We start from the raw sequence: 14908 nt of genomic DNA on the forward strand, positions 1-14908 counted from the left end.
AAGTAAAAAAATAGTTTAGACAAAATACCCATTAGTGGGTATTTTATTCCGCTATTCAATCTCATATATTTAAAGATTTCCATGGTCTGCCCCCAAACAACATTTAGAAGACACTCTAATCCTCAAGGCAATGAATATTTCATCCCTTTTTTCTAATATTAAAAGACCTCCTATTAATAACAAAAAGATTTTTGGAGTTGTAACTATTGCCATCATAATTATTTCCTTACTCGGCTTAGGATATTACCTCTATATCAAAGACAATGAAAGCAACATTACAAATTACAAATTCACTACACTAGATAATTACTTTAAGATAGCCTCTAAAAAATTAGAAAATGATTTCCTTAGACAAAACTCAATAAAGGAAGGCCTGAATGAAGTAGATAATAAGAAATCGTTAGATAGTACATTTCAAGATTCAATATATCAAAGTACAGCAAAAAAACTCCTTAAGTACAAAGGTTTTGACCACTTAATCATTCGAATAACTGACAATCGAATAACTGACAGCACAAAAACAATTCTTATCAATTCAATTGCTTTGCCGAAGAAACTAGACAAAAATGATAGTTTATTTGGAATAATGGGCTTAGAAATTGCAAAGGTTGCAGATCTCAATTTTATAGGACAAGACTATAAAGTGTTCGCAAGAAAATATAATTATAGCAATAAATATGATGAAAATGTAGATTTTCAAATGATAGGCTTGATTAAAAGTAATCATTATAAAGATTTAACAAGGCAACTAGACCCTTGGATTATATGTCTATTAGCCACCTTTTTACTTCTTTGTGTTTTCGGAATGCCTTTCTTTAAAATGTATTTTATTGCAGAGGATGAACGTTTAAACCGACAAGATATAGTATTTGCTGGTTTTGCCATACTTATTGGGAGCCCATTATTATATATTATTTTTCTATCCATAATTGATTATTCAAATCAACTATATAATAAAATCCCAAGTGAATTAGAACACCTAGCTTGCAATGTTAAGATGAATTTTGAAGAAGAAAACAAATCGATAATCACCCGCTTGTATAATTTTGATTTAAATAGTTATGATAAAAAATATGAGGATAGTTTAGCCAACGACAATTTTAAAGCAATCTTAAATTCCAACTCCAAAATTAAATTAAAAAAATATCTCTCCCCCTTACTAGACACCATGCCTAAATCAAAAAATTATTTTAATTCTTATAAAGAATATTTCAAAATAGTATCCAAAATTGATACAGCGGGAACTATTAAATATTCCATTAATTACATTAAGGAGCCACCTCAAAAAAAAACTCCAACGTCCTTATCTCACCGAAATTACTTTAAAAATATAAAGTCTCAAAGTAACGTTTGGACTACAGGTAAGTATAAGATAAAATATGTGATGCGACCTGTGGTATCCATACAGGATGAAACAGAGGAAGCGGTTTACATAATACAAAATGATGCTAATAGTTACAAGGTAGGTAGCAGTCAATTAAAATCTGTTCATCAACCTATATTACCCTTTGGATATAAATTTGCCATTGTAGATAGCGAAGGAGAAATTTGGTTTCATTCGGACAAAGGTAAATCAACCCTTGAAAATCTCTTTGAATTTAGTTCCAAACATGAGCCTCTATATGCTGCTATAATTGGACGTATTAAAGTCCATGGTAATTTTGAGCTATATGGGGAAAAACAAATTTATTATACTCTACCTATAGAAGACACCAATTTAAGTCTTGTAGCTTATTATGATATTTCATTACTAAGGTTAAAAACTGCTGAAATTTTATCCCTCTCAACTATGGGAATATTTTGTATGTTTTTACTTACCTCAATTATAACCGTAGTAATTTTAATTTTTAGAAAACAAAAAAATGGTTTTTATAAAGAAAACACTTTTATATTTGATTTCTTACTTCCAAAAAAATTCTATAAAAAAAGATACATTGGTTTAAGTATATTATTATTCGCTTTAGGACTTTTAGTAATAATTAACACTATTTACGTTGAAAGTATTACCCATACACCATCTTCGCCTCCTATATCTAATTTCATATTAATACTTTGGTCTTTTTTATTAGTTTACTATGTCTTAAAACTATACAAACAAAAAAAGACTAAAATAAATATCCAAGTATTATTCCTGATTTCAGGAATAGTAATTCTCAATTTCCTATATTTTAAATATACAAGACAAAACTTTTTATTCTTAGTCCTCATTCAGTTATTCTTTATCATTATCCTCCTTTTTAAACCTTTGTTGAGAAGGTTCTCCCTGGTTGTTAATACTGTTGAAAGGAAAACTCAACTATTATATCAAAAATGGTATGCGATTTTTCTCACCTCTTGGTTGTTAATTTCATCACTACTTCCTGCATTCCTATTATATAGCAAATCTGTTAATATTGAAAATTTCATATGGACTAAGACCAATCAATATTACAAAGCATCCCAATACATAAAGAACGACAAATACCTTAGGGATAAATTACCTCCTTACGAAGGAAAAAATAATGAAAGATTATATAAACAGTATTTAGAAGCAAGTGAATATAACCTACATAACTCCAATAAAATTAAGCCCGTTAATGAAGATAATGAGAGGCATTATGATACTGAATTTTCCAACTTCCTATGGTACGTTCGACCTATATTTAATAAAAAAATAAGACCGCATCAAGCATTAGCTTTTAATGGGGCAAATGATAAAAGTTGGTCTAGTAATGAATATAATGATTCCATTAAGTTCATTACTAAACACAATAAAACTTCTTTGGTATCGATCATAAAAAAGAAATCCAATGAAGAAAACAATTGTAAAAACAGTTATAACCATATCCTCCCTTTTTATTCAAATACCTTTTTCAAATCCGTAAAAATCATTGGCATACTAATCCTCTTATTCTCAATATTTTTTCTTATTTATTTTTATGTTTATAGATTTTTCGGTTTCTGTTTTATGTCATTAAAATCAAATGATTTCGACACAAATCAAAATAAAAATTACTCCAAAAAATTTGCTCAAATATTAAATAAGGAAGGTGCCAACTCTGGCTTAATAATAATAGGACCGCCCCTTACAAGTAAAAGAAAATATGCAGAAACAATATTATCACAGACTGAGGAAAAAAAAGGGGTTGCATTATCCTTTTTGAATATTAATCAAATTGGCAGTACAAATTCTAATATTCAACACTATTTTGACACACTTTTTACAGGCTTTATTTCCCATCCCTATATCAATAACAAAAAAAAAGGATGGCAAGAAGAATTTAATTACTTTATTCTTGACCATTTAGAATATGACATCCATTCATTTTTTTCTAATAAAATCAAACTTGAGATTTTGTGTTATTTGATAGCTAAAAATAAACGGATCATACTGATTTCTGAAATATACCCAAGTCAAATACTGAGCTTTTATCAAGAGCAAATTAACTCAAATACTCCTATGGATATATCTGATATGAAAATTTCCAAAATTGAAATATTTAATGAATTTAACTCCTGGCGTAATATAATAGGTGCATTTCCTCAAGTAATTCTTGGCATAACGAAAAACAAAAAAAAGGTTAGAAATATATTAAAGAATGAAAATGACGATAGTAAAAAAAACATAATTGTTGAAGAATTAGGGTACAGCAACTTTTTACCTGAATTAGCTGCTGTAATATATTCTAAAACAAATTATACAAAAAACAATAAAATTCTAGATAAACATCACATGATAGTACATATCCAAAATTTAAGTTTTGGATATTATTCAGATATTTGGAACTCTATGCCAAGCAAAGAACGCTATATGATCTATGATCTCGCCCAAGATGATTTCTTAAATATTAAAAATCACGACTCTTTATTTTCATTAATTAAAAAGGGGCTCATAAAATGGGATGACAGACCTGTAATTTTTAATCAAAGCTTTAAATATTTTATTCTTTCTTCGGTTTCGAAGGAGGAAGCTTTACAATTAGAAATTAAAAATAGAACAGATGGTTCTTGGGGAACTATTAAAATTGTTATTTATTTAATTATTTTAACAATAATGGTTTTTATCGCATTAGGAGAACCAAACTTAGTTCAAGATTTTAACGCTTTAATTACGGCATTAGGAGGATTAGGTGTATTGCTACCTACATTAAGTACTATTTTAGCAAAAAGTGGAAGTAAAACTACATAATTTAATCCTCGCCCTTCCCTTAAAAATGAACTTCAATATTAATTATGTCAAACTGTAGACATAAAAATAAAACAGCGTTATCCAAAATCACCAATACAATAAAAATTCTAAGAATCAAACATTTACATTTTTCACTTAAAATTATTTTGAAAATGGATAAATATTAATTCACTTTTTTAGAAAACAAATTAAATTATATGTAATTTTCAAAAACTAACATAACTTATCACTAAACCTAAATTTCTTTCCAACCTTAACAAATGTCAAATAAAAACACCAACTCACTTTTCAACCAAGTTTTCACAACAACCGATCATAAAGAATTATTTCACCAACTTTTTAATGCAAAAGACGAAATAGAATTACAATCTGTAATAGAAGCTAATCTTGAAACATTTGATAATGCTAATTGGAAACCTTTAGGAGCCAACAAGAGTAACTATGGTATAGTAAAAAACCAACAATCTAACCCAATTGCTGCATTAATAGAAAAAACCACTAATTCTATTGATGCAATTCTTACAATGAAATGCTTGGAAATGGGTATCGACCCAAAGTCTGAAAAGGCTCCTAAATCAATGGAAGAAGCGATAGATTTATTTTATCCAAAAAACAATTGGGATTTAAGAGAGTTTAGAAAATCTCAAGCGGAAGAGATTCAAATCATGGCTGATGGTAAAGGCCCTAGAACTCAAAAAAAACAATATCCAACATCGGTAATAATTTACGACAATGGGGAAGGGCAACCCCCTGAAGAATTTGAGTCTACTTTTTTGTCTCTATTAAGAGGAAATAAAAACAATGTCCATTTCGTTCAGGGAAAATATAATATGGGAGGAAGTGGAGCCATTGTATTTTGTGGTAAAAAAAGATACCAGCTTATTGCGTCAAAACGATATGATAACACTGGAGACTTTGGTTTTACATTAATCAGGGAACATCCAAAAACAGAAGATGATCACACTAAGGAAACTTGGTTCGAATATTTCCGTAAGGAAAATCATTTCATTCCATAAAACCATTAAAAACCACTAAATCAAATAATTAAACTAAAATATACCCTAAAATGGGTATAGGATTTTTCTTGTTAATGAAATAATTTAGGGTACAATTCTAAAGAAAATTGATACAACCAATTAAAACTTAAAAACATGCTACTTAAAGATTTATCTTCATTACAAATTAAAAATAATCTATCTCTCGTTTCTCCATCCAACGAACCTGTTCCTTTTAAAGAAATAGGAATAGGAAAACCATTATTAATTCGCCTTCATTCAGTTTATTTAGGTGACTTAAAAGATACTGGTTTATTCAAAAGTAAAAAAGCCGTAGTTGTATGTAGCAGAATAAAAGATGATATAACATACAATGAAGCCCCTAGAGCTGTTCATCAAATTTTCGATAAAAAAGATAGCAGAAAAATTTTGTACCCTTCAGCAGGAAACGAAGGCACTCCACTCATCTATTACTCTCAAGCATTTGACAAGGATTTACTAAGAATTACTTTGGAACTTAAAGCGGATAATTTTAACGATAAAATTTTTGACAAAATTTCTAGTTTTTTATCCTCTGCAGCTGGATTGCCCATTTTTTCCGTAGTATCTAATTATATTCTAGCTGGAAGTCAAATAATAAAATCAGCCTCAGACCTTATAAATCAAGCAATTGATGATGCGCCTGCATTTTTAACTTTTGATAGTTCAATAGTAGATGGTGTTGGAGGATTAAGAAACACGACAGAGGGGTTTAAAATGGTTATAAATGAACAACATGAAAATGAATTTAAAGGATATGAAATTACCGAATCCGGACACAACAAAAACCAATTCAAATTATCGAAAAATGGTAAAGAATATAAAGGCGACGCCCCTTATATGATATGGAGCTTTAATGGAGAAGAAGTAACCCACTACACAAATTTCACTCCTACTTTAGCGAATGCTAATATACTAAAGAAATTCTTCGGTGAAAATGAAAATACCGGAGTAGAAGAATTAAATAAAATGGTAGAATTATATAGCGACTTTAATTATATAGAAAAAATCAAGAAAGCTGAGAAATTGTTAATTGACTCTTCTGGTGACACAAAAGAAAGATTAGAAGAACTTATTAAGGCTTACAAGAAAAACATCACTAATGACACGATATTTAAAATTTAATAATTCAATGTCTACTACATACAATATTCAAAAAAAATAACCACTTCAAAAACCATAATTAATACCGGTCTTTATGAAGTGGTTAGTACACGTTGGTTGCAGTCATTGCGGGTAATTTTAAATTATACTTTCATTTGTCTTAAAATAAAATGTATCTTTTCTAAATCTTGCTTTAATATATTGAAATCACCTTTAGTCGCAGGTAAAGTATGACCTCCAAATAGCTTTTTTGCTGCATAAACAGTGGCATTTGAAGCTGCATTTCCTAACGCGGAATTTACAATATCTTGTTGGCGAGTTTGTATCCCACTTTTTAATTCCTCAATTTTCGACTCTAAAGCATCCAATATAGACTTAAACTGCTCTATATCTACATATCACAAAACACCAAAAAGAAAAACCCCTGTATTTACAGAGGTTTTATTTGCAATAGTTTGTGTTGTTTTTGATTATTACTTTCCGATACAGAAATTAGCAAAGATATTTCCCAGCAATTCATCGTTGGTAACCTGACCAGTAATGACCCCAAAATGGTATAAAGCTTCACGAATATCAATAGCCATTAAATCGGTAGATAAATTGGTATCCAGACCATGTTGCACTTTCTGGATTTCTTCAAAGGCTTTTAATAAAGCATCGTAATGTCTGGTGTTGGTTACTATAGTTTCGTTATTACGTAAGGCACCAGTGTTTACAAAGTCCAGAAGTTTTATTTTTAATTCTTCTACACCCAGGCCTGTTTTAGCAGAAAGTAAATGCAGGTTTTCAATATCTTCCTGAAGAACGTTAATGATTTCTTCCGGAAGTTTATCTACCTTATTCGCAATAATAACCATCGGTTTTAACGGATACTTATTCTTTACTTTTTCAATTTCAATTTTAAAATTTTGTCGGGCCTCTGTTGTTTCAAGTGTTGTGGCATCAGCTAAAAATACCACAACCTGAGATTGTTCAATTTTTTCAAAGGTCTTTTTAATCCCCAGACCTTCCACCACATCAGACGTTTCTCGAATTCCCGCAGTATCTATAAAACGGAAACCTATCCCCCCTATACTCAATTCGTCCTCAATCGTATCACGTGTTGTCCCTGCAATATCGCTTACTATGGCGCGCTCCTCATTTAATAAAGCATTCAATAAAGTGGATTTTCCCACATTTGGTTCTCCGACTATTGCGACAGGAATACCATTCTTAATAACATTTCCAACCGCAAACGAATCGATCAGGCGTTTTAATACAAAGGTGATCCGTTCAATAAGGGCTCTGAACTGAGTACGATCTGCAAAATCAACATCCTCTTCAGCAAAATCCAGTTCCAGCTCAATTAAAGATGCGAAATTTAGAAGCTCTTCGCGTAGTTTTGCAATTTCCGAAGAAAATCCGCCACGCATCTGCTGCATGGCAATTTGATGAGATGCTTCGTTATCGCTCGCAATTAAATCGGCTACCGCTTCCGCCTGACTTAAATCTAATTTACCGTTTAAAAAAGCTCTCAAAGTAAATTCTCCGGCATCGGCCATACGGCAGCCCAGACGCAAAAACAACTGAATAATTTCCTGTTGGATATACTGCGACCCGTGACAGGAAATCTCGATAACATCTTCTCCTGTATACGATTTCGGATTTTTAAATATTGATACTAAAACCTCATCAATCACCCGGGAGCCATCAACGATATGCCCTAAATGTATCGTATGCGTGTCCTGTTGTTCCAGAACCTTTCCGCTTACCGATTTAAAAGCGCTACTTGCCAAAGCAATGGCTTTATTCCCTGAAAGTCGTATCACAGCAATAGCCCCTGCTCCTGAAGGTGTTGCTAATGCAATAATGGTATCGTTATAATTCATGTTGCAAAAGTAAACATTATAGTTCAACTCTTTAAACGATACACTTATCAAAATCTTAACAACTTTTACATAGATATTCTCTTATATTTGTTCGGAATTAAAAATAACCCAAATATGATTAAAAGATTTGCACTGCTTGGTGCGGCAGTTTTAGCATTTTCATGTGCTAAAGACAAAAATAGTTTCGCTTTAACAGCCTCGTTAAATGAAGCTGCTAACGGTAAAACCATAAAATTATTCCGAATGGACGGGCAGAATAATGTCCTTTTAGATTCTACTACGGTAACCAATGGTAAAGCAGTTTTAGAAGGAGGCGTAACCTCTCCGGACATCTACTTCATTAATATAGATCAGATTAGAGGAACAATTCCTGTAATTATTGAAAATGAAGATATGACCGTAGATATTAATACGGACAGTATTATGAATACACGTGTTAAAGGGAGCCAGGAAAACAAAGTCTTTAATGCGTACCAGGATTATATGAAAGGGATGCAAAAGCGCAATCAGGAATTAAGTATGGAATTCAGAAGTGCGCAGCAGAAAAAGGACACAACTACCATGGCCAATATTCAGGCTGAATTTGAAGAATTGGTAAAAGCGAGTCAGGAACACGATCTGGAATTCATGAAATTAAATAATGACGCTGTGGTTTCTGCATTAATTTTAGAACGTGCCATGAGTATCGAACAAATTCCTTTTGAGCAAAAACAAGCCATTTACGATAATTTTACCGAAGAATTAAAAAATACACGTGCCGGAAAAGCTGTAGGCACAACTATTAAAGCGGTTTCTGCCACTGCTATAGGAAGTACAGTTGAGAATTTCTCTGCTCCGGATACTGAAGGAAAATCCATTTCCTTATACGACGTAAAAGGAAAAGTAACCATTATCGATTTCTGGGCTTCATGGTGCGGACCTTGCAGACGCGAGAACCCGAATCTTGTAAAACTATACGGTGAATATCACGATAAAGGACTTGAGATTTTAAGCATTTCCTTAGATGGTACTCCAAGACAAAAAGATGCTAAAGCCGAGTGGTTAAGAGCTATTAAAAAAGACAGTTTAACCTGGAAACACATGTCTAACCTGGCTTATTTTAACGATCCGTTAGCGAAACAATTTAATATCCGAGCAATTCCTGCAACGATTATTATTGACGCCAATGGTAAAATTGTTGCCAAAGATTTAAGAGGTCCGCAATTAGATGCGAAGATTGCTGAATTACTGGATTAATTTCCTGATTTAATAATACAAAAAACGCCTTCAATATTTTATTTATTGAAGGCGTTTTTATTTTCAGTTGTAATGCATTTATTTAACTTAATGCAACTTCCCTGTTTTGTACAATATATACAGTAAAATAATTGGAATGGTTAACAAAGCTATCATTAGTAAATCGGTCTGAAACAATACAGGTCTTAAAATTAAAGTGGTCAAAAATCCACCAATTGCACCGCCAAAATGTGCATCATGACCTATATTACCTACCTGATTTTTCATACCATAAATAGAATATAATAAATATCCTATTCCAAAAATATAAGCCGGTATCGGAATTGGAATAAAGAATAAAAACAAACGCATATTAGGCTCCAGTAAAATAGCGGAATACAACACTCCCGTAACAGCACCACTTGCACCAACAGCAGTATAATGGTATTCATTTTTATGAAGATATAGAGACAACAAACTACCCAGCACCAGACTTACAATATAGACGACCAGAAAATTAAAATTCCCAAGTCTCGAAACTACCACATCGGCAAAAAAATACAACGTAAACATGTTAAAGAACAAATGCGCTGTATCTACATGTAAAAATCCGGAACTAAAAAGACGTAACTTCTCTCCGGCCTTAATACGTCCTACATTAAACTTATAAGTATCGAAAAACCCGTAATCTTTAAAACCTTTAAACGAAATAATAACATTGGCGGCTATAATTACAATAGTAACTAAACTTAAATTCCCCATAAACAATCTTCTTTAAATCAAATATAACATATATTTGTTTCGCAAAACTAAAACTAAATAATGCAATTTCTCGCCTATATCCTCCTTTATCCTATTATCTGGTTAATTTCTCTGCTTCCTTTTAGATTACTTTACGCCTTTTCGGATGTCGTTTATGTTTTATTATATCATATCGGACGTTACAGAAGAAAAACCGTAAAAGCGAATTTAGATCTGGTGTTTCCCGATAAATCTGAAGCTGAAAAAAAACGCATTACCAAGGCCTTTTACCATCATTTATGTGATATGATAATGGAAGCGATTAAATCGTTATCTATTACCGAAGAAGAAATGAAGAAACGCTTTACGTTTCAGGGTCTGGACATTATTCAGGATATGGTCGATAAAAACAAAAGCGTTGCGCTTATGTGTGCGCATTACGGTAGCTGGGAATGGATTTTTATATTACAAACCTATTTTAAAGATGTAAAGGGCTATGCTGTTTACAAACGACTAAAAAACAAATATTTCGACAAATTATTTAAAGGTATTCGCGCTAAATACAACAGCCATTTAATTACCACCAAAGAAACCATACCAACCCTTTTAAAAGGCAAAGTAAATAAAGAGCTTTCCATTTGTGGTTTCGTGTCAGACCAATCACCAAAAGCTAATAAAGCATTTCACTGGACCGAATTTATGGGCATTAAAGTTCCGGTGTATACCGGTGCGGAAATGTTGGCTAAACGTATAGATATGTCTGTAATCTTTTTTAGAGTGAAACGCCTGAAACGCGGGTACTACGAAACCACCTTCGAGCTTTTGGCTGAAAATGCCAAGGAATTTAAAGACTACGACATTACCGATAACTTCCTTAAAAAAGTAGAAGCACAGATTTATGAAGCTCCGGAATATTATTTATGGACACATAAACGCTGGAAACACAGAAACAAGGTTCCAACAGAATTTCAGTAAAACAAAAAAGACCACTTTAAAATGGTCGTTTTTGTTTTTATATGTTACGGGTTAAATCCCTGCTATTTCAGATAATTCAGCTATAAACCTGTCAGCCAAAGCATCGGCTTCATCCTGAGAACCAGCTTCTGTATAAATTCTGATAATAGGCTCTGTATTACTTTTACGTAAGTGTACCCAATTGTCTGGAAAATCTATTTTCACACCATCTATAGTCGTGATGTTTTCAGCTGCGTATTTGGTTTCAATCGCTTTTAAAACCGCATCAACATCCAGTTCTGGTGTTAAAGCTATTTTCTTTTTACCCATATAATATTGTGGATAAGTCTGCTTTAATTCACTAACAGACATTTTCTTTTCGGCCAGTAAGCTTAAAAACAATGCCACACCAACTAAAGCATCGCGACCATAATGTAATTCCGGATAAATTATACCACCATTGCCTTCTCCTCCAATAACTACATTATTCTTTTTCATTAAGGTTACCACATTCACCTCTCCCACAGCACTGGCTTCGTAAGTACCGCCATGCTTTTCTGTTACATCTCTTAAGGCTCTGGTAGAACTCATATTACTTACGGTATTCCCGGGATTTTTACTCAGTACATAATCAGCACAGGCAACCAGAGTATACTCTTCTCCAAACATCTCTCCGTTTTCATCCATAAAAGCCAGTCGGTCTACATCCGGATCGACTACAATCCCGAAATCGGCACGTTCTTTAACTACAGCTTCAGACAGATCGGTTAAGTGTTCCTTTAAAGGTTCCGGGTTATGAGGAAAATGTCCGTTAGGTTCGCAATACAATTTTACCGCCTCAACACCTAAACGCTCTAAAAGTAAAGGAATTGCAAGTCCTCCTGTAGAATTTACACCATCAACAACCACCTTAAATTTTGCTGCTTTAATAGCATCTTCATTCACCAATGGTAAATCTAAAACTTCATCGATATGAATATCGATATAAGCGTCGTTTATTGAAATTTCTCCCAGATCATCCACTTCTGAAAATTGTGCGGTATCAGCCTCTGCAAATTCCAGAATTTTTGCGCCTTCTTCGGCATTTAAAAACTCCCCTTTAGCATCCAGAAGTTTTAAAGCATTCCATTGTTTCGGATTATGACTCGCTGTTAAAATAATACCTCCGTCGGCATGTTCCAAAGGCACAGCAACCTCTACCGTAGGTGTTGTTGACAAGCCTAGATCAATAACGTGAATACCCATACCTACAAGGGTATTCATTACCAGACTCTGAATCATTTCACCCGAAATACGGGCATCGCGTCCTACTACTACTTTATATTGTTCTTTAGTACGTTGTTGCTTAATCCAAGTACCGTAAGCTGCAGCAAATTTCACCGCATCTATCGGGGTTAAATTATCTCCCACAGCACCACCAATAGTACCGCGAATTCCTGAAATTGATTTGATTAATGTCATAAAATAAATTAGTTTCAACAAATATAGTATTTCAACACGGAATCTTATATTTTGAATTTGTAAATTACCCAAATGAATTATTTAGCGCACATCTACCTGTCGGAAAATTTACCTCTTGTAAGTATTGGTAATTTTATTGCAGATGGTATTCGCGGAAAGTCCTATACCAACTACCCCAAACCTATACAAACCGGAATTTTATTGCATCGCCATATCGATTCTTATACCGACTCGCACGCTACCGTAAAACAAAGCACCAAAAAATTACACGCCAATTATCATCATTATTCAGGTGTAATCGTTGATATTTTTTACGATCATTTTCTGGCGAAAAACTGGGGAAGTTATTGTGACATCCCTTTAGATATATACGCTCAAAATTTTTACAATTTACTGGAGGATCAATATGATATTCTACCAGAACGCACCCAGAATATGCTACCTTACATTAAACAAGGGAACTGGCTGGTAAGTTATGCCAGTCTGGATGGCATTGCACAGGTTTTAAGTGGTATGAACAGACGTACCAGATTTAAATCGAATATGGACCAATCAATTACAGAATTACAAGAATATTATAGCGAATTTGAAAATGAATTCACCAGCTTTTTTGAAGACCTCAGACAAACCTCACATCAAAAACTAAAATCTCTGCTTACCAATATATGAAATACCGTATTTTAATTTTAGCCCTGACTCTAACCCTGCTGTCCTGTAAGGAATCTTACACTAAAAAACACCCAGTAACTGGAGTAATTGCCAAACAAGGCATGGTGGTTTCTGCCAGAAAAGAAGCCTCATTGATTGGAACTTCCATACTAAAACAAGGCGGAAACGTATTCGATGCAATGATGGCTACCGAACTGGCTCTTGCCGTGGCTTATCCCTATGCTGGCAACCTTGGTGGTGGTGGATTTATGGTCTACAGACTAAATTCAGGCGCAATTGGCTGTCTGGACTATCGTGAGAAAGCCCCTATGGCTGCGACGAAAAACATGTATCTGGATAGCCTTGGTAACGTAATCCCAGAAAAAAGCACACTCGGTGCAATGGCCGTTGGAGTTCCCGGTACAGTAGCAGGCGTTTTTGCCGCTCACGAAAAATTTGGCACTTTACCTCTTGAAACCATACTTAAACCCGTAATCGACCTTGCTAAAAAAGGAGTGGTTGTTACAGAAAAACAGGAACGTAGAATCCAGGCCAAAAGACCATCGTTTCAAAAAGCCAATAAAGATACCATTGTATTAGATGCCAACTGGAAAGTTAACGACACCATTAAATACCCGGCACTTGCAAATACCCTACAAGTCATTTTAGAACAGGGAAAAGACGGTTTTTACAAAGGTGACACAGCCAAAACGCTTGCAGGGTTTATTCAGGATAACGGTGGAATAATTACAGAAGAGGATCTGGCCAGTTACGAAGCAAAATGGCGTAAACCCGTAATCTTTAATTACGACAATTTAAAAATCATTTCCATGTCACCTCCTTCCAGCGGCGGTGTATGTCTGGGTCAGATTATGGGCATGATAGCTTCTTACCCTCTGGAAAAATATGGTCATAACAGTACCAAAGCCATTCAGATCATTACCGAAGCAGAACGCCGTGCTTATGCCGACCGAAGTTATTATCTGGGCGATCCCGATTTTGTTGATATACCCCAAACTGAAATATTAAGCGACAGCTACTTAAAAGATCGTATGTCTAACTTCTCGTTTAAACAAGCCACCCCTTCTTCTACTTTAAAACATGGTAATGTGGAAGTTGTTGAAAGCGATGAAACTACCCACTACTCCATAGTCGATCAGTACGGCAATGCCATTGCGGTTACCACCACGCTAAATGGCGCCTATGGATCTAAATTATATTGTTCGGAACTGGGTTTCTTTTTAAATAACGAAATGGACGATTTCAGCAGTAAACCAGGTACTCCAAATATGTTTGGATTAATAGGTGCGGAAGCTAATAGTATAGCACCTCAAAAGCGCATGTTAAGTTCTATGACACCAACCATAGTTGAGAAAAATGGTGAATTCTATATGTCAGTAGGAACACCCGGCGGGTCAACCATAATTACCTGTGTGTTGCAAATCATTTTAAATGTTCACGATTTTAACATGGGCATGCAGGAAGCCGTAAATGCACCACGCTTTCACCACCAATGGTTACCAGACGAGGTTTTAATGGAACCCAACAAATTTGACAAAAAAACAATCTCTGCATTAGAGAAAAAAGGATACCATATCAATGAAAAGGACGCCCCTATTATAGGACGAGTGGATGGTATTTTAAAATTAAAAGATGGTAGCTACGAAGCCGGCGCCGATTATCGCGGAGATGATACAGCAATAGGTTTTTAATTT

The 14908-nt window shown here is 33.9% G+C and carries 11 protein-coding genes; 7 read left to right on the forward strand and 4 right to left on the reverse strand.

All coding sequences use genetic code 11. The features are described from left to right. Window positions 1-130 precede the first annotated feature (130 nt). The 3 genes from I3217_RS03355 to I3217_RS03365 all read left to right on the forward strand — a co-directional run bounded on the left by I3217_RS03355 (window position 131) and on the right by I3217_RS03365 (window position 6327). Window positions 131-4168, forward strand: a complete 4038-nt coding sequence (locus tag I3217_RS03355; RefSeq protein WP_435048317.1) for a hypothetical protein — start codon at window positions 131-133, stop codon at window positions 4166-4168. A 260-nt stretch (window positions 4169-4428) separates the two neighbouring features. Beyond that, the gene (locus I3217_RS03360; RefSeq protein ID WP_435048318.1) at window positions 4429-5184 is read left to right on the forward strand and encodes a hypothetical protein; all 756 of its coding nucleotides are present in this window, start codon (window positions 4429-4431) and stop codon (window positions 5182-5184) included. A 135-nt stretch (window positions 5185-5319) separates the two neighbouring features. Continuing rightward, entirely contained in the window at window positions 5320-6327 is a 1008-nt protein-coding gene (locus I3217_RS03365; RefSeq protein WP_435048319.1) for a hypothetical protein, read from the forward strand. A 122-nt stretch (window positions 6328-6449) separates the two neighbouring features. Here I3217_RS03365 and I3217_RS03370 read toward each other — a convergent pair whose 3' ends face one another. Continuing rightward, window positions 6450-6674 (reverse strand): hypothetical protein, encoded by a 225-nt coding sequence (locus I3217_RS03370; protein ID WP_435048320.1) that lies wholly within the window; start codon window positions 6672-6674, stop codon window positions 6450-6452. A gap of 105 nt (window positions 6675-6779) precedes the next feature. Beyond that, window positions 6780-8174 (reverse strand): tRNA uridine-5-carboxymethylaminomethyl(34) synthesis GTPase MnmE, encoded by a 1395-nt coding sequence (gene mnmE, locus I3217_RS03375; RefSeq protein ID WP_435048321.1) that lies wholly within the window; start codon window positions 8172-8174, stop codon window positions 6780-6782. A gap of 114 nt (window positions 8175-8288) precedes the next feature. Between mnmE and I3217_RS03380 the strand changes: the two genes are divergently transcribed. Next, entirely contained in the window at window positions 8289-9410 is a 1122-nt protein-coding gene (locus I3217_RS03380) for a redoxin domain-containing protein (RefSeq protein ID WP_435048322.1), read from the forward strand. A gap of 87 nt (window positions 9411-9497) precedes the next feature. Here the strand turns inward: I3217_RS03380 and I3217_RS03385 are convergent, their stop codons facing one another. After that, complete coding sequence (locus tag I3217_RS03385; RefSeq protein WP_435048323.1) at window positions 9498-10151, reverse strand: rhomboid family intramembrane serine protease; 654 nt, start codon at window positions 10149-10151, stop codon at window positions 9498-9500. Between the two features lie 60 nt (window positions 10152-10211). Here I3217_RS03385 and I3217_RS03390 point away from each other — a divergent pair, with 60 nt between their 5' ends. After that, entirely contained in the window at window positions 10212-11105 is an 894-nt protein-coding gene (locus I3217_RS03390) for a lysophospholipid acyltransferase family protein (RefSeq protein ID WP_435048324.1), read from the forward strand. Between the two features lie 51 nt (window positions 11106-11156). Here I3217_RS03390 and glmM read toward each other — a convergent pair whose 3' ends face one another. Continuing rightward, window positions 11157-12545 (reverse strand): phosphoglucosamine mutase, encoded by a 1389-nt coding sequence (gene glmM / locus I3217_RS03395; protein ID WP_435048325.1) that lies wholly within the window; start codon window positions 12543-12545, stop codon window positions 11157-11159. Window positions 12546-12617: 72 nt separating this feature from the next. Here glmM and I3217_RS03400 point away from each other — a divergent pair, with 72 nt between their 5' ends. Together I3217_RS03400 and ggt are read left to right on the forward strand one after the other, a co-directional pair. Then, window positions 12618-13214, forward strand: coding sequence for an ACP phosphodiesterase (locus I3217_RS03400; RefSeq protein WP_435048326.1), 597 nt, complete (start codon window positions 12618-12620; stop codon window positions 13212-13214). Next, window positions 13211-14905, forward strand: a complete 1695-nt coding sequence (ggt, locus tag I3217_RS03405) for a gamma-glutamyltransferase (protein WP_435048327.1) — start codon at window positions 13211-13213, stop codon at window positions 14903-14905. The genes I3217_RS03400 and ggt overlap by 4 nt, the downstream gene beginning before the upstream one ends. The last annotated feature ends 3 nt before the right edge of the window (window positions 14906-14908 follow it).

It is taken from the genome of Formosa sp. S-31, from assembly GCF_051172795.1.
In the GTDB taxonomy this organism is placed as follows: domain Bacteria; phylum Bacteroidota; class Bacteroidia; order Flavobacteriales; family Flavobacteriaceae; genus Formosa.

Coding starts and splice junctions, on each gene's coding strand:
- ggt (WP_435048327.1), top strand. CDS start 13,211: ATGAAATACCGTATTTTAATTTTAGCCCTGACTCTAACCCTGCTGTCC.
- glmM (WP_435048325.1), bottom strand. CDS start 12,545: ATGACATTAATCAAATCAATTTCAGGAATTCGCGGTACTATTGGTGGT.
- I3217_RS03390 (WP_435048324.1), top strand. CDS start 10,212: ATGCAATTTCTCGCCTATATCCTCCTTTATCCTATTATCTGGTTAATT.
- I3217_RS03360 (WP_435048318.1), top strand. CDS start 4,429: ATGTCAAATAAAAACACCAACTCACTTTTCAACCAAGTTTTCACAACA.
- I3217_RS03380 (WP_435048322.1), top strand. CDS start 8,289: ATGATTAAAAGATTTGCACTGCTTGGTGCGGCAGTTTTAGCATTTTCA.
- I3217_RS03365 (WP_435048319.1), top strand. CDS start 5,320: ATGCTACTTAAAGATTTATCTTCATTACAAATTAAAAATAATCTATCT.
- I3217_RS03355 (WP_435048317.1), top strand. CDS start 131: ATGAATATTTCATCCCTTTTTTCTAATATTAAAAGACCTCCTATTAAT.
- mnmE (WP_435048321.1), bottom strand. CDS start 8,174: ATGAATTATAACGATACCATTATTGCATTAGCAACACCTTCAGGAGCA.
- I3217_RS03400 (WP_435048326.1), top strand. CDS start 12,618: ATGAATTATTTAGCGCACATCTACCTGTCGGAAAATTTACCTCTTGTA.
- I3217_RS03385 (WP_435048323.1), bottom strand. CDS start 10,151: ATGGGGAATTTAAGTTTAGTTACTATTGTAATTATAGCCGCCAATGTT.